The sequence below is a fragment of the Pedobacter steynii genome, assembly GCF_900103665.1.
Lineage (GTDB): Bacteria > Bacteroidota > Bacteroidia > Sphingobacteriales > Sphingobacteriaceae > Pedobacter > Pedobacter steynii.
In genome coordinates this window covers 190926-213494 of sequence record NZ_FNGY01000008.1, presented here as the reverse complement: position 1 = coordinate 213494, position 22569 = coordinate 190926, and the positions used below count along the sequence as shown (strand labels likewise).

Genomic DNA, 22569 nt, shown 5'->3' with positions numbered 1-22569 from the left:
CCAATTGTTTAAACTGATCAGAAAGAAGCGAAAAAGAATATTTTAATGATGACCGTTTGACTCTTTTGTCTTTTTAATGAAAGAAAGATAAAAGGCAGAAGCCATGATAATAACGACAAGAGTAAGTAAAGAAAATAATGTTGACATATGCTTTTAATGTTTATACTTTGAAATATCTGATGAAGGTAGACATTCTTTTCATCTTAACAAAGATTTCATAGGGTATCTATTTCCTTTGTCCCGCTTGCTTATCCAGGAATGCGGTTACTATTGGCACCAGTGTTGGGGAGCTGATGACATTATAATGAGTCGCCCCGGGAAGGAGAGCCAATGAGGAAACAGGCACACCAGCACCATCCCATCCTCCGTCTTGCTTACCACCCCCAAGTAAACCAAAGAATTCTGTCAGATGAGCAGGAGGGATTGCATCTGCATCACCTGCAATCAATAGTACAGGTTTCCTGATTGCTGCAACCGCTTTACTCCAATCGTAATCTTTCTTTAAAAACTCGGCCAATTTAGTACAGAGCACTGTCCAGTCTTCCTTCCTCGGCGCGAGAGATGCATAAAGGCCATAGAGTGGGGTTGATTTTAATGCTTCAGCAGCTTGCGCCATTTGAGCCTGGCCTTGCCGAATTTCCGGATACCAGCCCGCGTGTCTATATGGTGCAGAAAGAACCACGAGCTTATTCACCATCTGTGGATGGCGGATGGCAACCTGTTGTACCACGCCACCACCTACCGAAAATCCCATCAGGTCTGCTGTTGGAATACGGAGGTATTCCAGCAATCCCGCGATGTCATCAGCCATCGCTTCATAGCTCAACGGGCGGTTGATGTCAGCGGTACGACCATGTGCCTGCAGATCTACTGCAATTACTTGTCTTGTTGCTGCAAGATTCTTCAGAATGGGATCAAACAATTCTATACAACCGAGACCGCCGTGTATCAGTACCAATGGTTTTCCCTGACCATGAATCTCATAGTATAGCCGAAGCTCATTCAGGGGTGCATAACCCTTTTTTAACGGTGCCTGAGCCAGGCAGACACTAATTGTTACGATGCCCAAAATGCCAGTGATGGTAACCAGCTTACAAAATGTATAAAGCCGGTTCTTTTTTACGTTTTTTTTCATATGATTTATATTTATACACAAACCTACGCTGCAAAATGCAGTTCAAGACGTAGCAAAAACGACAATATAAGGGGGCGAATACGTCATTAAAACTGAAGACAGATCCGCTGCTGTTATGGATCAACAGCAACGGATACTAGATTAAAATAGCTGACTAATAAGTATGGGGAAAATATTCATTTTCAACCGTTCCATCCTCGTATAAATTGAGCATTGCATAACCCGGAGGGGTTTCCAGATAATAACCGGGCCCGGCTGATTCCGCATCGCCCTTGCCCCACCAAAAACCACTCATTGCACCATTACAGCAGTATAACACATCGTTGTAACGGGTTTGATCGGATAAATGGTTATGCCCGCTTAAACAAACTCTGACCTTATCGCGGTGTTTGTAGAATAAATCTTTTAACTGCTTACAATCAGAATGGCCGCCGCCTACCAACACTTGTGTCGTGCCCAGGATTGGATAATGCGACATGAGCAGGGTAGGTGTTGATGCCGGAAGCTGTTCCAGCTCTTTTTTTAACCAGTCAAACTGCTCCTGATCCAAAGAGATATTTTTATTATTGCCATCCAGCACTATAAAATGCCAGTTCTTTTTACGGAAGCTATAATAGCGGTGCGGAATTTTTAGTCGCTTAACCACATAGTTTTTTCCGTACATCGCATCCTCTTTTGAAGGGGCTTTCCACCATGGATCATGGTTACCGATACAACTGTGTAACTCATATTTATTCAGCAATGCGGTGCATTCATCCCAGATGCTCCATTGTTTGATCATCTGTTCGTAAGTTACATTGTCATACGAAGCATCATTAATGGAATCCCCACCGTTTAAAAAGAAATCAGGTTTGTGTTTAGCAATGATCTGCTTTAAGCATTGCTTAAACCTTTCGGGTGCATTTTCTCCTTCTCTGATGTGCACATCGGTAATGTGTGCGACCTTCAGTGCTAATTTTTTTCCTTTTCTGTTTTCCGGTTCATTTACGGAAGCCAGCGCAGGGAGTCCTCCGCTTACCACGACGCCTGTGGCAAGCCCCCCCGCTTTTAATAAAGATCTTCTGTTTAGTTTCATTGTTTAATTTGTGTGATTGCTAAGTTCGGTTGCCTATGTTAGGAATAGGTTAGGCTGAAATTAATAAATAGATTGAACATTCATTCAATTAAAAGCATTAAAGCCAGGAAAGACAAATAATAATTAAAAAAATGCCAATGCTTTGTTGTCGCTAATGTGTTTCCATGCCTCCAGGTTTGAAGCGAGAACGGATCAAACCGGAGCAATTATTTTATACGATGACCAGGATACCAACCTTTGGGACCAGGAACTGATTAAGAAAGGAGCATATTTTTTAGACAGGGCATACGCCAAAGGCAATTTGACAAAATATCATCTGGAAGCACAAATTGCGTTTCATCATACACAAATAGTGGAGACAGGCCATAAGTGGGTAGCTATTTTGCAGCTCTACAATGAAAAGGCGCTCAAACATTTTCAAAAAGCATTGATGCTCGCAAACTCGGCCGCCGATAAAGTCGCCATCACTAAAAATATCGGAAAGTTGACAGGGATCATCGCACACATATAAAATCAGTCTTTAATAATATATACAACTGTTTTTGTTGTAATTCGAAATCGTATTTATATTTTGCGGCCTTATTAAAAAAATAAATATGGCTTCAGGTTTTTTTGCGATTTTAGATGATATTGCTGCTTTAATGGATGATGTTGCGGTTACTACAAAAGTAGCAACCTCAAAAACTGCTGGTATTTTGGGTGATGATTTAGCGGTGAATGCAGAAAAAGCCACAGGTTTTCTCTCTTCACGCGAACTACCGGTGCTTTGGGCAATTACCAAGGGCTCTTTAATTAACAAGGTTATTATTGTTCCGATCGCCTTACTGCTAAGTGCATTTTTCCCAATCGCAATTAAAGTCATCCTGGTTTTAGGAGGATTTTATCTCGCTTACGAGGGAGTAGAAAAGATCGTCGAATACTTGTTTCACCGTCCAAAGGAAGGTCATGAAGTAATTGCAGAGATTAAAGAGGATGGCAATGATGCAGAAAAAGCGAAGATTAAATCTGCGGTAACGACCGATTTCATTCTATCTGTAGAGATCGTAATTATTGCATTGGGGACTGTTTTAGAAAAAAGTTTAACGATACAGATTCTAACTGTTTCTGTTGTTGCACTATTGGCTACAATTGGGGTTTATGGCATCGTCGCAATTATTGTAAGAATGGATGATGCTGGCCACAAATTAATCAAAACTTCCAATGATAAAGGTGTTTTGGCAATCCTGGGGCGTCTGCTGGTTAAATCACTACCTGTCATCATTAGGATTCTTAGCGTTGTTGGAACGATTGCTTTAATCTTGGTTTCCGGCGGAATCTTTGTTCACAACATTGACTTTTTACACCATTTGTTTCCGGAACTGCCATCGATAATTAAAGAATCGCTGATTGGATTTGTGGCTGGTTTAATTATCGTCGCATTGACAATAGGGACTAAAAAGATCATTTCCTTATTTAAGCGATAACGTGCTTTTTCAGATAGCGGAGGCGATAAACCTCCGCTACTATATCATCACTTCAATTGCTTAATATCACTACTGCTCATTCCGCTTATTTTAATTTCCCTCGGTGCATCATTATAAAAATGATTGCCGCTTACTTTCACCTGCGTACAGCCTGTAAAAGTGAAAGCAGGCTTAGTCTTATTTGCGGGTAGAAAATCTGATTTTTCTATTTTGTTATCCGCGAAAACCAAACCCCTGGTGCTCCTTGCCGTTAACAGAGGGGCATCATAAACCTTAAATGTATTATTGGTAATATTGATGTTCCTGTGTACATAATATCCGGGTACAACCTCATGATTTTGCGGGTTGATGTTAATGACATAATTATCCGGAGCCGAATTAAAGCCACATTCTATAAAATGGTTATTACGAATGGTCAAGTCGGTTACAGCGCCTGATTCATACCATCCGGAGGCATCATTTTCAATTAAAATGGCATGCATCCCCGTCCGGTAATAGACATTGTTTTCGATGATCACTTTTCTCCTTGTAGTAATTAGCGTTCCTCTGGATATCGTGCCTTCAAATCTGGAATTTTTAATGGTCACAGAAGGTGTCCAGGTCATATTTTCCAGTGCATCCCCAACTTTAAGCCCTGCGGAAAATGGCTTTTGTAGCTCTACCAGCATTTCCCTTTCGGAAATTAGTTTCGCCGTTTTAACAATGCCTTGCTCAAAAATCTGTAGTGAAGCACTGTGCAGATAAGCCACGGTATCTCCTGGAATAAAAGCCTCGAAACCATAGGATTGATGGTGCATAAATCTCAACTTCAGGGTTGTTGGCGACACGATTTCCGCTATTTTCAAATGCGTTCCATGAACATTTACAGGATCATCGTGCAAACCATTAAACCTGCAGTTATTGATCGTAATTTGCCCTTTACAGCCAGAAAAATGCATGCCATCTGCAGAGGAGGCAATCACTCTTCCACTTCCTTTTTCGGGTTCTACAAAGACACTATCGTAGTCCAGATTTTCAGAAAACTGAGCAACAATACCCAGGCCATGCATTGAGTTCATGTACAGGTTTCTCAGGCGGATATTTTTTGAACGGTTGATGAAAGCACCCACATAATCCCGGTAGCGGTCCCTGACGCTAAGCACTTCAGAAGGTTTTCCCTTAAACTTAGAGAAATCGCCCTTGAATTTCACCCTAAGACCTTCCATCTTTTCAGCCTTGCTTTTAAAAAAAGGATCCCAGCTGCTGTACAACAGCATGCCTTTTTCCGGGCGTACCAGTACGGCATGGTGGTTTTTGGCGATCCATTGCTCTCCGTACCATTCCAGATGACCATCGACAATGGAAAACCTGGAATCTGGATGAATATCGGCAACCACTGCAGTATCAGAGACTTCCTTTAAAGTCATTTCAGACATGCCGGGACGTTCGTAATTGACCGCTAAATTTTTTATGCTGATTTGCGCACAATCGTCCAATACCCAGGTGATCATTTTTCCATGGAAAATAAATACCGATCCGTTGCCTTCAATAGTGACGTTTTTCAATCCCTTCAGGTATAAACCTACCTTTTGCTTTTTAACCGGGAATTCCGCTTCTGAAGAACTATTGGAAATGTAATAATGTGTTTCTGTAGCCTGATCCGGCCAGAAATCATACCTTCCCTTAGGGAAATTCAAAACCGTCTGTTCTTGCGCTTTGCTCGCTTCAATGGCTTTTCTTACACTTTCTGTCGCATCAGCAAAACTATTTGGCCGGGCCCCAAATTTAGTCACGTCAATGGTCTGGGCTTTTAAACTGATGCTGCCAAATAATACCAGGCATAAAAAATAGTACTTCATTTCCTTAATTGTTTAGTGATAATATCTCCTGATATTGAGGCAATGCCTTTATTTCTTTAAATCTCGTTCCTTTTGTTTTGATTTCATTGAGCAAATCTGCCGGAAGGCCGGTCACCTGATCATCCAGGTCCTGAATATCAACCTGAAGCTCCCCATTTTTCAAAAAGTCATTTAATCCGACCTGCCAGCTGGTCCCATTAAACAAATTATCTGTGATCAATTTTCCTTTTTGAAGCAACTGCGCAAGCCCCCCAAGATAATCTATTTTTAAGATCACATTTGACACATTTTTCGGAAAAGATAAAGGCAAGGTGATCAGTGCATTTTGTTCTTTTGGATAGTTAACCGCAACTTCGGGGATATAAGGATCGGTTTTAAGCAGGTAAGTGTCAAACAAAAAGGTTTCTTTTTCAGGTATCGCTGTGTGTTGACTGAATGCATTTAACGACTTCGGATAGACCTGCCATTTGAATTCTTTGTTGTTGATTTCCTGCAATGTTATTTTGTGGTCTTCCGCTAAAACATCTGCTGAAGTAATCAGCAATGCATCCTGTTTTTTTAGCTTGACCCGCCAGGCGTTTTCTGTCTGTGTCCTGCTTAAAAAAATCAGGGTAACCCTATTTCCTTCCTTATCGGAAAAACTCAGGTCTTTTCGGCCTTCAGACTTTAGCAGGAGCTGATTTTTCAATGCTATCGTCTGCCAACCTTTGAATTTTTTAACGAGGATCGTTTTTGCGTCGATGGCCAGCTGAGGTTTTACACCCGGCAATTCCTGAAAGAACAAACTGATGTGTTTACCGTTAACCAATCGGGCAAAAGGTTGCGCCGTTACATATTTGATCAGTGCAGTACCCGCTTTTAAATTAAATGGGAGTATAGCCGTTGTTTGGCCTTTAAGCGTTAATGAAGGAAAACTGATCTGCTCAGTCGGCAAGTTGACCTGCATGCTTACCGTTTTGTCGGGCATATTTACCCTTACCTGAGTATTTCCCAGAAACAGAAACCCACTGTTACCATTTGCACGGGCAATATACCTCAGGTTTTTAGTATCCATTTCATCTCTAACCGGATTTTCTGGCTCAAAGATCTTCATTTTCGCTAAATCTGATCCGAAATCATTGACGAAAGAATGAAGAGTTTTAAGGCTTCTATAGGAAGGTCTCAATAAGCCAAACTCACTAAGAGGAGATTGAAAATCATAACTTTCCGGAAGACCAGGTTCTTTCAATCCAGGTGTTTGCGTACCGCCATGAAACATATAGTAACCAACCAGGTTCATCCCACGGCCAATCTGGTTTTGTAAATGGGCTTCAACCACATGAGGTTCTACCACAAAGCGATTGTTATAAGTCATTTGACTTCCACAACCTTGTTCGCATAAGCCTTTTGGAAATTTGTGGACGTCGTAAAACACTTTTCCTAAAGCATCGGTCATGATCCATTGATCGTTCCCATATAAAAAATCTTTGGTGGCGCCACCACCTGCTTTTTCCCATCCGCGGTAAGGGTAGGAGCCTTGCAACGGGATGACCTCCATTTTGCGGTCGTCGAAAACGGTGTTTGCAGTTACGCTCCAATAAACGGGACTGATATTGGCCGACAAGGCCATTTTTTTGAGTTCAGAAATGTGTTCGGCCTGTCCGGAGGCGTATTCATTTTCCAGCTGTATTCCTATGATCGGCCCGGAATCTTTAAAGTATAAACCCTTAGTCTGCCCGGCAATCTGATGAAACAATTGCTTCGACGCTGCAAGATAATCAGGGTCATTGCTCCTGTGCGCTTTTATTTGCTGGATCCAATCTGGAAATCCTCCATGAAGCTGTTCGCCATGACTCCAGGGGCCAATGCGCAACCAAACCATCATTTTTTGCCGGGCACAAAGTTGGATGAACTGCCTTAAATCACGGTTGTTTTTCCAATCCCATACGCCTTTTGCGGTTTCATGCTCATTCCAGAATACATAAGTCGCAACAATTGAAATGCCTGCATTTTTCATCTTAATGATTTCCTGTTCCCAATTTTGCGGAGCTACGCGGTTATAATGCATCTCGCCCATAATTGGAAACCAGGGTTTTCCATCCTTTTCAAAATACCGGTTGTTGACGGAAAATGTGGTTCCATTTACAGTACCTGCCATCGTTGGGATCTTTTCCAATGGCTTTTCTGTCTTATCCTTAAGGTCTATTTTATAGACCTGGGCATTGAGCTGAGTTACAGAAAGGAGACTGTAAATCAGCATAATCAGATTTCTTTTGAACATATTTCAGATATTTAAACATAGTTTGAAGAATGGTGGGTTTGAGTATCCCCACCATTCCTCCAAGGTCCATATAAGCGACCCAGGGGTATTAATTATTTGTAAATGAACTCACATTAATGGTCCATGTCCTGGTAGTCCCATTTGCTGCTGTAACGGTATACTTTAAAGGTTTCGTTGCATCTGTTGGATCGCCCAATTTAGGTGTGTCGCCAATTGGGGCAATAGTTGCTGCAGTAGAAATGTTCATATAGAACCATAATTTATTCTGACTAACCTTCGCTTTTTCCGTCGTAGTGAACTGTCCGTTTGCTGCCGGAACAGTTATGGTCACATTAATTGTTGAGGTATTATTGTCGACAGTCTGGCTAAGGTTTAACTTTTGGTAAGCCACTACCGGCTGACCATTCATCATCTGACTACCATTAAAGCGGTATTCTGCATTGACCAGGGTAATTTCTGCCGCATCGAACAAAGGATAATCATCCAGGTTCTTTTTTAAACAGGAGGAGGTTAAAGTGACCACCAGTAACATCAGCAGCGTTGATATGTATCTAATTTTTCTTTTCATGATCAGGTGTTTTAGGTTTTACCAGTTGGGGTTTTGAGGCGCAAATTTTGAGTTGTTGTCTATAAAGCCTTGCGGGATAGGGAAGAGGTACCTTCTTCCGGGTTGAAACTTACGGTCATTATAGATGTTTCTGAAAGGCCCGGTAACTATAGAAAAAGATTTGCGGTCTTTAGAGACGTCCATCACCCTGATTGGCTCGGTTAACTCCTTGATTGTTCCTCCGGCTGCAGTTCCTCCGTTTGCATCACCTCCAAATCTGCCCCAGCGCAACAGACTGTAGTAGTGGTCATTTTCTTCGGTCAGTTCTACGCGGCGTTCTCTTTTATAATCTGTCCAGGCATCTGCCAAATTACCTGCGTTAGAAGCTGGCAGCTGACCATGCAGCGTACGCGTCTTGTTGAAATTGGTCAGGGCATTACCCAAATCACCTTTTAACAGATAGGCTTCGGCCAGGTTTAAGTAGACCCTGCCTAAACGCATGCATACAAAATGATAGTCGGTACTTACGCTGTTTAAATAGGAAGGCGAAACATTGGTGTAGATCCCTTTGCGCCAGTACATGTTGCTTAAAGTAAAGGCATAATCTCCACCATTGATGACCCCCAGGAACCGTCCCGCGTTTCCTCTTAAACCAGTCGTAAATAATTCACCGTAAAAGCGGGTCGAGTCGCTGATGATCGATGCTTTCCATCTGGCATCCCGGTTTTCATTGGTTAAGGTCCAGAACGTTTCTGTACTTCCCGCCTTGATGCGTCCCATTTTCAATAGGTTTTCATCGTTCAGTTTGGCCACTTTATCATGTGGAAAGCCCAATCTGGTAAAAGGGGCAATCACGTTCACGGTTTCGTCTACGGCATTGATATACTGTGAAGTCTGGTTCCATGGAAGGGCTTTCCCAGGATCGTTCTTATCCACGGTCAGGTACTCATCCGTTAAATTTTGCGCAGGGAAATTTTCCGGCCAGCATTCAAAAGGAACCGATTTGCTGAACAATGGGGAGCCTTGAAATTTATTGATTTTATCTGCCGTAATGTTTGGCATTGCATTTTGCATCGGGGTATTCTGCACGGTCGTATTTATCGCTTTCCTGTAAATGGCGTAAATGATTTCCGGCGAAGTACTTTTAACCTCATTGAACATTCCTTCATAATCCGTTTCCAATGTATAACCACCACTGATGACCAGTTGTGCGTTCGTTATAATTTTATCCAGCAGTGGATCATTGGCCACAACATTCGGAGCTGCAGGATAATTTTTATAAGCCAGGGCCTGCAAACAAACCTCAGTTAAGAAAGCTGCTGCCACATATTTGTTGGTTCTGCCCGATACTTTGGTTGTGGGTAAATCCGCCACTGCATCTTCAAGATCTTTAATGATGTAGTTGTAACTTTCGGTAGGATTGGCGGTTGTAGGCAGTTTAAACTCGTCATTCTCGTTTAAGACCTGGTCAATCCATACGATCCGGCCAACACTGCGGGCAACGCTGTAATAAGACATCGCCCTTAAAAACTTAGCTTCAGCAATTAATGGTTTTTTATCCGCATCGCTGATCCCCGTTGACTCGCCTACGTTTTTAATGATCACATTGCAACGGCGCACGGCAGCCCAGTTGTTAAATGTCCCAAAATCACTTCTGTTGGTTAAGGTTTCCCCGAAAACCGGATTTGCGCCATTGGCGATGCCTTCCTGAGCGAGTATATTGGTGGTATACGTATCCGTGCCAGGGCCACTTTGGTAATTGTTCATAATGCCATAAGTGCTGAATATAAAGGTTTCGGCATTGGCTTTACTGCTCCATATAATATCCGGACTGATCCGGTCGGAAGGTAAGGTATCGAGTACTTTCTTGCAGGAATTTAATGTCAGTAAACAAGTTAATATTCCTATAGTGGTTGTAATTCTTTTCATGATTCTTTAAATAAAATGATTAAAAACCTGCAGTTAAACCTATCGCGAAAGTGCGCTGAATAGGATAATCATAATTATTAGTGTTCGATTCCGGATCGAGGAAATAATCCTGGCTCTTCGAAGAAGTGAGCAGGTTAGTACCCGACACAAATAAACGCAGTTGCTGGAAAGGTCCATTTTTAAGCAGGCTTTGCTTAAAATCGTAACCCAGCTGTACATATTTTAAGCGGATATATTTCGACTTGATCAGCCAGGCATCTGTCCGCTGAAAATTGTTATTTCCATTCACACTTGTGCCCGAAACTGCTCTTGGAAAACGGGCATCGGTATTGTCCGGTCGCCAGTAATCGGTTTGAAAATCATAGAAAAACTGGTTTTGTAAATCGGACCCCTGTACCGCATTACCGATATACCGGTCTCTGTTACCTGAACCCTGAACCACCATGTTAAACGAAAATCCTTTATAGCCCAAATCAAATGTAACGCCGTAATTGGTGCGTGGGAATGAGCTATCGCCAATCTGCCGGTAATCATCGGCAGTAATCCGGCCATCGCCATTGGCATCAAAATACCGCAGATCTCCCGCTGCTACATTGGACGCATCAAAACGGGCACCAGTCAACAGCTGACTGTTATCGGTATAATAACCCAGGCTGTGCAAACCGTTATCAAAGAAGTCGCCAGCGGTATTTGTCCTTCTGGTATAAGGGTTTTTTATAGCTGCATCGCTATCAAGAGGATGTCTTTCCCAAAGGGTGTTCGAGCGTGTAAAATTAAAGCCGATTTTGTAGGTTAAACGCCTTAAGGTGCTTGCCCAGCTTACACTAAAGTCATAACCTTCTGTGCGGTAGGCTGCTCCGGCAACGTTTACCAATGGCAATCCGATCCCTAAAGTAGAAGAAAAGCGGGGATCACTGGCCACAAAACCTTTTCTTCGGGTATAGAAATAATCAAAGCCTGCGGTTAACCTGTCGTTCAGCGTACCCAACTCCAGACCTAAGTTCCGGCTGCCAATGGTTTGCCAGGAGTATTGGTTTCTTGGTAAAGTACCTGGTTCTGAACTTCCCTGAACAAGATTTCCGTTAATTACCCAGGCATTGGCATTTAATCCGTAAGCGGGCACATATTGAAAAGGCGCAATTTCATCATTGTTATTGGCAATGTCTTTTTTGTCCCCCAACTGTCCATAAGACCCCCTCAGCTTAAGGAAGTCAATGATATGTCTTTCCTTTAAAGATTGCATAAAACTTTCTTCAGAAATGAGGTAGTTTGCCGAGGCCGCATAAAAAGTTCCCCATTGATTTCCCGGAGGGAAAAGGTAATCACCATCTCTTCTGATGGAACCTTCTACCGTGTATTTTGATTTGTAACTGTATTTTAAACGGGCCAGAACTGCCGCACGTCTTTTCTCTCCCTCGCCGCCACCTGTACTGGCATCCACGGTTGGACCGGCTATAATCTGATCATAGATGATCTGATAGTTTTTCCGCGTTCCCGAAACGATCGAGTAGTCGTCGATCTGGCGTTCAAAAACACTGGTAAAATCAATCGAATGGTCGCCAAATGTCTTATTATAGGTTAGATAACCCTGTAAAGTTAGTGTTGCACCTTGTCCCTGTTCATTTGTTAAAGATGGGGGCGCCGAGTTTATCGGTGTTTTACTTCCGATTCCATAAGCCGGGGCCAGGTAGTTCCAGATTTTTCTGAAATTATTATAGGTGGTATAGGCACCGTTTGCTTTGATCTTTAAACCTTCCAAAAACGGGGCGCTGTATTCCAGGCCCAGGTTGGAGTTGAAAACTTTGGCGGTGACCCTGTTGTATCCTGAAAGTGGGTCCAACTCTCTTACCGGATTGTCCGGTTGAGGCGAGGGAAGACCAAATTCATTTACAGCCAGTTGAGAAGCGGCCCGGTTCTGAATATGACTATACACACCACTGTAACCCGCAATAGGAACAGAATTCTTTTCTATAAAACCATCAATACCAGCGGTCACCTTGAGGTGCAGTTGATCCAGCTCACTGGTCGCATTTAAACGGAAAGTGGTTCGTTTATTATAGTTGTTATCGGTTTTTAAGATCGTGCCCTGATCAAAATGCGAAAGAGAGGCATAATAGGTGAGCTGTTTTGTGCCCGAGGTGAGTGATAAATCATGGCGCATTTCGGGTGCGAAATTTTTCATCGTTAATTTCTGCCAATCGGTATTCGGGAAATTCAAAGGATCTGATCCTGTACGCACTTTTTCCAAATCTGCCGGCGATCTGAAGGGACTTTTACCCTCATCCGCATAGAGTCTGTTGAGCGCTACCGCCTGTTCATAAGCACTGATTTTCTCAGGGAAAATCGCTGGCCTTGAAAATACCTGATTGTAGGAATAGTTGATGCTCGTCTGACCTTCTTTACCACGTTTGGTCGTTACGATTACGACGCCATTGGCCGCAGAAACACCATAAAGTGCCGTTGCCGCTGCATCTTTTAGGATGGAGTATTCCTGAATGTCATTTGGATTGATATTGGCAAAATCATTTGCAGAGCGGATCACATCGTCAATCACAAATAAAGGGGTACCACCACCACGTATGGAGATGCTGCTTTTAGAACCGGGAGCTCCGCTACTGGCGGTTACGATTACCCCTGGCAACCTTCCTGCAACAGCATCGTTAATCGATTGCACCGGCAAAGATGCCACATTTTTCATATCGAGTGTGCTGATCGCCGAAGTGGTTTTACGCTTGGTCGTCGTGCCGTAGGCCTGAATCACTACTTCGTCCAGGTTATTGTTGGCAGTTCTAAGCACCACCTTCATTGGAGATCCGGGAACGGCCTGCATTTCCAGTTGCCCGAAACCTAACAGAGAAAAAGACAGGATGGAATTCTCGGGAACTTTCAGGCTGAATTTACCACTCACATCCGTCGAAGTACCAATGCCTTTGATGCCTTTCACCGTTACCGTAACACCAGGCAAAGCGACACCAAGGCTGTCGGTTACCGTTCCTGTAACAATAAAATCCGGCAACCTGTTTCCTCTTTTGACAATCGTGATCAGGTTATTCTCCAGGGAAAAGTCCAGAGAGGTTCCGCTAAACAGCGCATTAAGCACTTCTGCAATTGGCGCGCGACTGGTTTGTATGCTCACCAGTTTATCAAATGGTCCTTCGGTTGGGCTGTAAACAAATCGATATGAGCTTTTTCTTTCAATGATTTGAAGTGCCCTTTGTAGTTGTATATTTTTAACATCAATTGAGAGTTTTTCTTGCGAAAAAACCTTGGCAGAGACATTTAAACATGTAACTAGTACTATGAAAAATGCAATCTTCATTATGACAATGAGTTTTGAGAGCGACCTTATGCCGGGCCACCCTTGGGTGAAGTAAATTTTATTCATACTTTTGGTTTTTTGGTTAGCTGATATTTGGGTCTTAGATTTCGAAGTGTAAAACCCTTATTCAAATGAGAATCAAAAAATTATCCGGGAAAGTGTTAGCGCACTTTCCCTTTTTTATTTTCCAATCCTAAAAATTTATTTGTAAATAATGATCCGGCCTCCTTTCTTCTTATAATTGAAATGTTTTACCTGTTGAAGTTTGAGCAATACCGTAGTTAAGTCTTCATTTTTAAACCTTGCGGTATAGGTGTATTTTTCAACATCTTTATCATTGAATACAATTTCGATGTCAAACCACCTTTCAATCAAGGGTTTGATCTCTAAAAATGTGTTGTTGGAAAAAATCATCTCGTTGTCTACCCATGCGGATTCTACCACTGTATTATCGAAGGTGGTGAGGTTCATTACTTCCAGTTTTGGCAGTGCCGGAACTGCAGCAGCATGGGGATCACGACTGCTTTCATGTAGCACAAATGGGGGAGTATAAATGATTTTCTGACCGCGTTTGATGATCAGAGAGTTACCTTTCACCTGGTTGTCTTCCAGCTGAATTACCCCTTTGACCAATGTCGCTTCAGATTTTTTCTCGGCAGCATAACTTTTCACATTAAAGGAAGTCCCCAATACGGTAATTTTAAACCATTTGGTGAGTACTTTAAACGGTCTGTTTGCATCCTGGGTCACATCGAAAAACGCTTCACCTGTAAGCCTTACATTCCTTGATTTCTTATTGAAACCCTCTCCAAGTTCGATTTTACTGTCGGAATTCAGGTGAACCAATGTTCCATCCGCAAGAATGATTTTCTTTTTTTCTCCTTTCTGAGCGATATAAGTTTCTGTATAAACAATCGGTTTAGCAGGATTTTGAAAATAATAGTAAAACAGCCCTGCCAGCAGAATGATAAAGAAGGAGGCTGCAATTCCATAGGCCTGGAAATTGGTTTTTCTGATGACCGTTTCTGTTGAAATCTCGTTTTTAAGGAATTCCAGCTGCTCAAGGACCGGTTTTAAATTGCCGCTTAAAATCTGATGCAATCTTTTTGCTGTGGCCGCCGTTTTCTGTTTTTCAGGATTTTTTGCCAGCCATCCTTCCCAGAACAGGATACATTTTTGATTGCTGCCTTCACAGTATTGCTTAAAGGTATCATCCATTAAAAAGTCTTCGGGTTCGGTATATTGGTCGATCATTAAATAAGCTCCTTTATTACCTGATCCCAAAACCTTGAACTTTTACCGGTTTTTTTTTATTTTTTTTCAAAACCAATAGAAAACATCAAAAAATTGTAGCTAAAACCGAAGATGCTCTCTAAGAGATTTTAAAGCCGAATAAATGGTGTTGTATGCCGTACGAACCGTAAGTCCACTATTTTCAGCCACATTTTCATAACTCAGGCCCTCATAAAAACGCAGCTGTATGAGTTTGCGCTGTTGAGGAGTTAATTTTTTTAGCGCAATATCCAGCTGTCTTTTAACGAGTTCATCGGATTCAATTTTAACCACTAACTCTTCATAAGGCATATCCAGCAGTTCGTCGTCCTGACTGATCATGGCAATAGCATTGTCCATTTTTTGCTGGCGCGCGATGTTTTTCAGAATTTTATTTTTTAGAGTCCGGCGCAGATAGGCCTCGACATTTTCTACTCTTGGCAGAAATTCATGCTTCTCCCAAATGTCCAGAAATACCTGATTTAAGGAATCGGTTACGACATCAGGATCACTATATATCCTCAGACCAAAACCACCCAAACTTCGATACAGGCTTTTATAGATGTCCAGAAAAGCTTCTTTATCCCCCAAACGCATTGCTTCCCACCACAAGCTATGAAGAGAAATGATCTTCTCTTCCAAAAGTTGCTTTTTGCTCATCTTCGTTAAGTTTGGTTTATGGTGGTTGGTTATGCAATAATATAAAAATTTGCACAAGAAATATGCTTTCCCCCAACAATCGGATATCATCCATCGGATAATCCAGTAAAATAAGGATATTATCTGCATTCCTTTTCAAACAGCCGGCTGAGTTCCATATGAAGAAGTCTGGCAAATTCCGCTACGGTTTGTGTGATCACCTCTTCGGGACTTCCTTTAAAGACAACTCTGTTTGAAAATAAGGGTTTACCCAGGTATTTGCAGTGAATGAACATCGTTCCGACTGGCTTTTCTTCAGTTTCGCTTCCTCCGGGAGCAGGAAGTCCGGTTATACCGGCATACAGGTCAGCAGGAATTAACCGGGACAAACCTGCAGTAATCGCAGAGGTCACCTCCATAGATTCCGGAGTACAAGCTTCAATCATCTGATGTGGAACCTCAAGTAATGTTTCTTTTAACTTCGCATCATAGCAAACCAGGCCTCCTTTAAAAAATTTTCCAGCATTGTCAATCATTGAGAATTCTGAGGCCAGACGGCCACCAGTGGCACTTTCTGCGAAAGCAATGGTCAGTTTCTTTTCAACGAGTAGCTTTCCAAGTATGGTTAAGAGTGCTTTCATAGGATTACATCGTAATTAAAAGATGCTGTTTTCTTTAAAAATTACCGCCTATAAGTGTAGGAAAAACAGGCAAGAAGCGAAATGGTTTTTAAAAATCATTTTGTGGAGACGACTTAAACAAAAAACACATAATCATATTTTTTTGTTTAACAAAATACTGCAGAACAAGTATATACAGAATTGGTTTGAAAAAATAAAAGATTTTATTTTTTAAACAAACCTGTTTTTAAAGGGTTCTTATTGCTCACAATTCTCTATAAAAAACAGAACTATGGAAACCACAGCAAAAACACAAAACAGGAAGAAATCAAACGCTTCAGGAATGACTGGAAAAATGAAAGATTCTGATTTTCATGAATTTTTTGTTGACGAATTGAAAGACATTTATTGGGCAGAAAAACACCTTGTAAAAGCACTCCCTAAAATGCAGAAAGCCTCCACCAGTCCTGAGCTCGCGGCTGCATTTGAAAAACATACCGGAGAAACTCAGACTCATATTGAAACACTGGAAAAAGTCTTTGCTTTACTGGACGAAAAGCCTGCCGCAAAGAAATGTGATGCAATGGTTGGCTTATTGGAAGAGGCCAACGGTGTGATCGAAGATACCGAAGACGGAACCATGGTGAGAGATGCCGGGTTGATTCTTGCTGCCCAAAAAGTAGAACATTACGAAATTGGCACTTATGGAACACTACGGACATTTGCCGAATGTATGGGACATACAGAGGTAATGGACTTGCTTCAGCAAACGCTGGATAATGAGAAAGCGACCGATGTCGCTCTGACAGAAGTTGCGGTAGCTTCCATTAATGAAGCAGCAGCAACAGAATAATTTCTAGTAACCAGGGGCCCGGATGATTTGTCCGGGCTTTTTTTCCCACGTACACCTATTTGATCTCAACCTTAGTTTTGGGAACGCGGGAAATGGGATAAGATTCCCGCTTAAATTGAGGGTATAAAACAACCATTAATCTGATGTTATGGGAAAAATAGCAGAACCATGGGAACCATTTGAAATATGGATTACCATTGAGGGAAATAAAGAGAAATTCCTGGTTGTTCCCGATCGGGAGGAACCAAAGTATGAGGTTTTTGATGATCATACTTCCGTCGGAACGGTATGGACTGAACAAAAAGACACCAATACAATCTGGTGTGCTGAGGGTGCAATTGCAAGGGAACTGATAGATCAGATAGGGGAGCAAATTGACAGTTATAAGGCCTGGGAAATCACTGAACGCGCCAGCGGCAGTAATGACGAATCAGAAGCTTAAATAAAAAATCCGGATCACAACTTGTGATCCGGATTTTTGTATGGATAAAATTCATTATCTGACTACCTGATCTCTAATTGCTTTAATTTGATCATGGGCTGCTTTTTGAGCTGCTTGCTGACTGGAGATCAGTGATACCAGATGACTGGATAAGCCCTCGGTTTCAAGCGCCATTTTGTAAGCACGTTTAGCGGCGTCCTCTCCAAATTCACAATTTGCCAATACTGTTTCACGATCATGACCGGCAAAAACAGCTTTAATATCCATCCAGGCACGGTAAATTTTACCGGAATTGGTGGTTCCTGCTTCGGGTTCCGCACCCAAAACCTGAACTTCTTTAGTTAAGGCCGATTTATTGTTCTGACTGAGTACGATCATTTCTGCAAACAAGGGCTTAAGATCATTGTCTTCCGGCTGCAATTCTTCGGATGCCTTCTGATAACCAACTATCCTGTCGTTATTAATTTCAATGAGGTCGTTAAGGATTTCGATGTTTATTCTGTTATTTTCCATGGTAATAAGTGTTGATGTATTTAATTAACACGATGCTCAAAAGAAAGGTTTAAGTTTTTTTTAATTAATACTGCTCCAGTATTTCGATTGCCTGCTCATTTCCTTGTTGGGCGGCCAGGTCGAACACAGAGCGCCCTCTTATAACCGTAATATTATCCATCATTTTCATTGTTAATTCTATTTTTATGTTAAAAAAATAAAACCAATTTTATGGGTTGTCTATTTTGTGCGCAGGGATTCAAAAATTGTTTCCATGCAACACGATAGCGTATCAAACCAAACACATGACTAAATTAACATCAATCTTATTCTTCAGCTGCCTCAGCTTATGGGTACAGGCAAAAGAGATCAAAATACTAAGTCCAGATAAAAAAATAGTACTCAAGGTCAGCACCGGTTTAAAGAACGAACCTGCTTTAAACTATTCCGTCCTGTATCAGGACAACCTAATCATCGCGGCTTCAGCACTGGGACTTGAGTTTGAAAATGAAAACGCTTTGTCGGATAATCTCGACTTCATTTCTGTGAAACAAAAGCTAGTCAATGAAACCTGGAAACCTGTTTATGGCGAAAAGAATCGATATCTTAATCATTATAAAGAAGCCATCATTCAACTCAAAGAATTGAAAACACCTTTCCGTTCCTTTTCCATTACGGCCAGGGTTTACAATGAAGGTGTCGCATTTAAGTATACGATTAACACAAAGAAACAGCTGACCATTACGGCTGAACTTACCGGTTTTAAGTTTACCAAAGATCATACCTCCTGGATCGCAGGACTGGCACAGTCAAATTATACGAGGGGCAGCATCAGTAAAACAGCCAATGGGACTGAACGTCCCTATGTGATTGAAATGGATCAAAGTCGTTTTATCGCCCTGGGCGAAGCGGCCTTGACAGACTACCCACAAATGAAATTTAGCCGCTCCCCAAAAGACAGTTTATTGCTCCTTGCAGCTTTGGGAAGCAAAGCAGTATTTAATCACGATTTCTCAACTCCATGGAGGTATATTATGGTTGCAGCATCAGCGGGTAAATTACTGGAAAATAACCATTTCATTTTAAACCTAAACCATCCCTCTGCGCTCAATGAGGTATCCTGGATCAAACCAGGCAAGGTAATTCGTGAAGTAACGCTGACCACAACGGGTAGTAAAGCGTGTATAGATTTTGCAGCCAGACATCATTTGCAATATATAGAACTCGATGCAGGTTGGTATGGTCATGAATATGATGATGCATCCAGCGCATTGGCTGTAAACGTAGACCCATCCAGATCTCCGGGGCCATTGGATATGCAGGAAATTATAGCTTATGGAAAGCAAAAAGGTATTGGAGTCATCCTCTATGTGAATCAAAAGGCATTATCGAAAGAACTTGACATGCTCCTTCCTTTGTACCAGTCATGGGGCGTAAAAGGAATAAAATATGGCTTTGTAAATGTAGGTTCACAACCGCATATTTCATGGCTGCATCAGGCGGTTAGAAAAGCAGCCGATCATCAAATGATGCTGGATATTCATGATGAATACCGTCCGACAGGTTATTCCAGAACTTATCCCAATTTAATGACGCAGGAAGGGGTACGGGGTGATGAAGAAAGTCCGGATAGCAAACAAATATTAACGACCATGTTTACCAGAATGCTGGCTGGCGCAGCTGATATGACCAATTGCTATTTTGCTCCCAGGGTCGACAAAATGGGTTCGCATGCCACTCAGATGGCAAAAGCAATTTGTATCTATAGCCCATGGCAATTTGTATACTGGTATGACCGCCCTCCTGGTTCGCCAATAAATAAAGGAGGAGCGGGGTCTGCGGCCTCCGTTATAGCCGAAATACCGGACCTTAGCTTTTACGATGAGCTGCCCACCGTCTGGGATGACACCAAAGTGATAGCAGGAAAAATCGGAGAATATGGAACAATAGCCAGAAGAAATGGCAACAATTGGTATATCGGATCGATAACGGATAAAGAACGAAGCTTTAACCTGCCACTCGGATTTCTAAATAAAAACAAGAAATATGAAGCAACTGTTTATGCCGACGATGCTTCGTTACAGACGGCTACAAAAGTTGCCATTAGAAGAATAGAAGTCGATGCTTCTACTATTCTAAATATAAAATTATTGACCAAAAATGGGCAGGCAATTATTATTAAGCCCCTTGTCCGTCGGATAATCCAGTAAAATAATGCATTAGTCTATTTATGGATTGAATAGACCCGGTTAGCTTTGTTTGTTAACCACAACTGCAACACACACGACCAACCAACCTGAGACCAAACTACAATGTACAGAACTACTGTTTTAAAAACCAGCTTCCTTATTTTAAATATCTGTGGAAGCTTATCTGTCAATGCCCAACAACCTAAACTACCCGAATCCGCCTATAATCTCATCCTTAAGGCGCCTGTCAGCACCTGGGACGAAGCACTTCCTTTAGGCAATGGCTTAATGGGCGGTCTGTTATGGGGCGAACAAAATACCATCAGACTATCTTTAGACAGAGGAGATTTATGGGATGAGCGTACCCATGGAGAAAAAGAATGGTGGAAAAAATATACCTATCAAAAAGGAGCAGACATGATTGCCAAAGGGGAATTTAAAACTGTAGGCTCCTGGTGGGATGAGGCTTATCATGGCGTAAGTCCGACTAAACTGCCAGGCGGGCGGATCGAGCTAAAATTCCCTGTTAAGGAACTGGTAAAGGATTTTGAATTGATGGAGGCAACTGCCGAAGGAATTGCAAGATTCAACTCCGGAGCGGTCTTGAATACTTTTTACAGCGCCACTGATCCGGTGGCCTTACTATCGATTAAAGGAACAGTCCCGGATGCCGTGCAGTTGTTTAGCCCAATGGATGTGTTTCGTAAAAACACAAAAGGAGATGGCGGACCAAGCAGCGGAGGATCGGTTAGCAAACTCGGTTATCCTGAGGCGATAAAAGGGAAGTCGGCCAATGCAGAATGGTACATCCAGGAAGCCGCAGACGGACTTAAATATTGCGTGTATATTGATACAAAGAAAAATGGTAATGAAACACTGATTGCGCTGACGATAACTTCTACAACAGACAGTAAAGATCCTTTGGCCCTTGCCCGTCAGCGATGTACTGCAGCATTGAATAAAGGATATCAGGCCATGCGTAAACCACATGTAAAATGGTGGAAGGAATTCTGGGAAAAATCAAGTGTAAGCGTCCCTGATACAGCAGTTCAGAAACAATACAACCTGGTACAATATTTTTATGGTGCCGCCTCCCGTTTAAAAGCACCGCCGATGCCACTTCAAGGGGTCTGGACTGCTGATAACGGTACTTTACCTCCCTGGAAAGGAGATTACCACAACGACCTGAATACACAAATGACCTATATCGCTTATCAGCAATCCGGCAGATACGATGAAGGTGCATCTTACCTGAATTTCCTTTGGGAGCGCCGTACTTTCTTCCAGGATTTCGCCAGGGATTTTTATGGTACTTCCGGCCTGGCTTGTCCCGGTGTGATGTCTTATTCTGGTCAGCCTTTAGGAGGCTGGGGGCAATACAGCATGTCGCCATCCATGAGTGCCTGGAGTGCGCATTTATTCTACCTGCATTGGTTGTATACCGCTGATGATGCTTTCCTGAAGGAAAAAGCTTACCCATGGAGTTCCGATGTTGGAGAATGCATGTTGGGTTTACTCAAAAAAGACAGCAATGGCCTGCTTAAACTCCCACTTTCTTCTTCTCCGGAAATTTTCGACGATAGTCCGAAAGCCTGGCTGCAGCCCAATAGCAATTATGATTTGATGAGTATAAAAATGTTGTTCCTCTCTTTAAAGGAAATGGCTGAGGAAATGGGTAAGCCTGCAGATGCAAAGAAATGGGCAGCTGCTGCATTGGCCCTGGGTGATTTTCACACCAAAGCGGATGGCACACTGCTTTTGGATGCGAAGTACGAACTGACCAGCAGTCACCGTCACTTATCTAACATAATCGGAATCTATCCCTTTAACCTGATTACCAGCGAAGGAAATAAAAAAGATCAGCAAATGATAGAAGCCAGCACTAAAAGCTGGGATAAATTAGGCACCCGCAGTTGGGTAGGTTACACCTTTTCCTGGATGAGTTGCCTGAGGGCGAGAGTAGGAGATGGGGAAGCTGCTGTTAAAAACCTGGACATCTTCGTCAAAGCCTTTGTTTTGCGCAATGGCTTTCATGTAAACGGCGATCAGACGAAAAGCGGTTACTCGGGTTTTACCTATAGGCCCTTTACATTAGAAGGAAACTTCCTTGCCTCACAGGCAGTACATGAAATGTTATTGCAAAGCTGGAGCGCTACACCTGGAGACGTTCATACGGGAGTAATCCGTGTTTTCCCTGCGATGCCTAAAAAATGGGCTGATGCGTCATTTACTAATTTGAGAGCCGAAGGTGGTTTTATGGTTTCAGCAGTAAGAAAAAACAATAAAACAACAAGCTTCAGCATTAGCGCCGCTAAATCCGGAAAGTTGCGCATCAAGGATAACTTTGATGGAAGGGCACCAAAATGGAACCTGAAGGGGATCACAAAAGCAGGTGATGTTTATGAAGTGACCCTGAATAAAGGGCAAAAGCTGGTAGCTTCTTTCAACTAACACTGACGATTGGTTGCAAAAAAAAAAACATCAGCTGATATCCCC

General features: G+C 42.3%; 17 protein-coding genes. 6 read left to right on the top strand and 11 right to left on the bottom strand.

Features of this window, described 5'->3' with window-relative positions:
- Positions 1-226: 226 nt before the first annotated feature.
- Both BLQ87_RS22275 and BLQ87_RS22270 read right to left on the bottom strand, forming a co-directional pair.
- The gene (locus BLQ87_RS22275; protein WP_083362006.1) at positions 227-1135 is read right to left on the bottom strand and encodes an alpha/beta fold hydrolase; all 909 of its coding nucleotides are present in this window, start codon (positions 1133-1135) and stop codon (positions 227-229) included.
- Positions 1136-1289: 154 nt separating this feature from the next.
- Positions 1290-2210 (bottom strand): metallophosphoesterase family protein, encoded by a 921-nt coding sequence (locus tag BLQ87_RS22270; RefSeq protein WP_074611128.1) that lies wholly within the window; start codon positions 2208-2210, stop codon positions 1290-1292.
- 142 nt (positions 2211-2352) lie between these two features.
- Between BLQ87_RS22270 and BLQ87_RS22265 the strand changes: the two genes are divergently transcribed.
- Both BLQ87_RS22265 and BLQ87_RS22260 read left to right on the top strand, forming a co-directional pair.
- Positions 2353-2721 (top strand): DUF6596 domain-containing protein, encoded by a 369-nt coding sequence (locus BLQ87_RS22265; RefSeq protein ID WP_317048289.1) that lies wholly within the window; start codon positions 2353-2355, stop codon positions 2719-2721.
- Between the two features lie 85 nt (positions 2722-2806).
- Positions 2807-3673 (top strand): DUF808 domain-containing protein, encoded by an 867-nt coding sequence (locus tag BLQ87_RS22260; RefSeq protein ID WP_074611126.1) that lies wholly within the window; start codon positions 2807-2809, stop codon positions 3671-3673.
- Positions 3674-3720: 47 nt separating this feature from the next.
- Here the strand turns inward: BLQ87_RS22260 and BLQ87_RS22255 are convergent, their stop codons facing one another.
- The 8 genes from BLQ87_RS22255 to BLQ87_RS22220 form a co-directional block, all read right to left on the bottom strand.
- Entirely contained in the window at positions 3721-5511 is a 1791-nt protein-coding gene (locus BLQ87_RS22255) for a right-handed parallel beta-helix repeat-containing protein (RefSeq protein ID WP_074611125.1), read from the bottom strand.
- A 4-nt stretch (positions 5512-5515) separates the two neighbouring features.
- The gene (locus BLQ87_RS22250; protein ID WP_074611124.1) at positions 5516-7771 is read right to left on the bottom strand and encodes a beta-galactosidase; all 2256 of its coding nucleotides are present in this window, start codon (positions 7769-7771) and stop codon (positions 5516-5518) included.
- An 88-nt stretch (positions 7772-7859) separates the two neighbouring features.
- Positions 7860-8339, bottom strand: coding sequence for a DUF5018-related domain-containing protein (locus BLQ87_RS22245; protein ID WP_074611123.1), 480 nt, complete (start codon positions 8337-8339; stop codon positions 7860-7862).
- 18 nt (positions 8340-8357) lie between these two features.
- Positions 8358-10247, bottom strand: a complete 1890-nt coding sequence (locus BLQ87_RS22240) for a RagB/SusD family nutrient uptake outer membrane protein (RefSeq protein ID WP_074611122.1) — start codon at positions 10245-10247, stop codon at positions 8358-8360.
- Positions 10248-10266: 19 nt separating this feature from the next.
- On the bottom strand, positions 10267-13383 hold the full coding sequence (locus tag BLQ87_RS22235; RefSeq protein ID WP_172664942.1) for a SusC/RagA family TonB-linked outer membrane protein: 3117 nt from the start codon (positions 13381-13383) through the stop codon (positions 10267-10269).
- 384 nt (positions 13384-13767) lie between these two features.
- Positions 13768-14850 (bottom strand): FecR family protein, encoded by a 1083-nt coding sequence (locus tag BLQ87_RS22230; protein ID WP_143010523.1) that lies wholly within the window; start codon positions 14848-14850, stop codon positions 13768-13770.
- Positions 14851-14919: 69 nt separating this feature from the next.
- A complete protein-coding gene (locus tag BLQ87_RS22225) occupies positions 14920-15498 on the bottom strand; it encodes an RNA polymerase sigma factor (protein ID WP_074611119.1) in 579 nt (192 codons plus the stop codon).
- Between the two features lie 119 nt (positions 15499-15617).
- Positions 15618-16118, bottom strand: coding sequence for a CinA family protein (locus BLQ87_RS22220; protein WP_074611118.1), 501 nt, complete (start codon positions 16116-16118; stop codon positions 15618-15620).
- Positions 16119-16389: 271 nt separating this feature from the next.
- On the opposite strand from BLQ87_RS22220, the gene BLQ87_RS22210 reads away from it, so the two are divergent.
- Entirely contained in the window at positions 16390-16950 is a 561-nt protein-coding gene (locus BLQ87_RS22210; RefSeq protein ID WP_074611116.1) for a YciE/YciF ferroxidase family protein, read from the top strand.
- A gap of 148 nt (positions 16951-17098) precedes the next feature.
- Positions 17099-17392 (top strand): hypothetical protein, encoded by a 294-nt coding sequence (locus BLQ87_RS22205; RefSeq protein WP_074611115.1) that lies wholly within the window; start codon positions 17099-17101, stop codon positions 17390-17392.
- A 54-nt stretch (positions 17393-17446) separates the two neighbouring features.
- Here the strand turns inward: BLQ87_RS22205 and BLQ87_RS22200 are convergent, their stop codons facing one another.
- Positions 17447-17905, bottom strand: a complete 459-nt coding sequence (locus BLQ87_RS22200) for a ferritin-like domain-containing protein (protein ID WP_074611114.1) — start codon at positions 17903-17905, stop codon at positions 17447-17449.
- Positions 17906-18189: 284 nt separating this feature from the next.
- Between BLQ87_RS22200 and BLQ87_RS22195 the strand changes: the two genes are divergently transcribed.
- Both BLQ87_RS22195 and BLQ87_RS22190 read left to right on the top strand, forming a co-directional pair.
- Positions 18190-20094, top strand: a complete 1905-nt coding sequence (locus BLQ87_RS22195; protein WP_074611113.1) for a glycoside hydrolase family 97 protein — start codon at positions 18190-18192, stop codon at positions 20092-20094.
- A 102-nt stretch (positions 20095-20196) separates the two neighbouring features.
- Complete coding sequence (locus tag BLQ87_RS22190; RefSeq protein WP_074611112.1) at positions 20197-22524, top strand: glycosyl hydrolase family 95 catalytic domain-containing protein; 2328 nt, start codon at positions 20197-20199, stop codon at positions 22522-22524.
- The last annotated feature ends 45 nt before the right edge of the window (positions 22525-22569 follow it).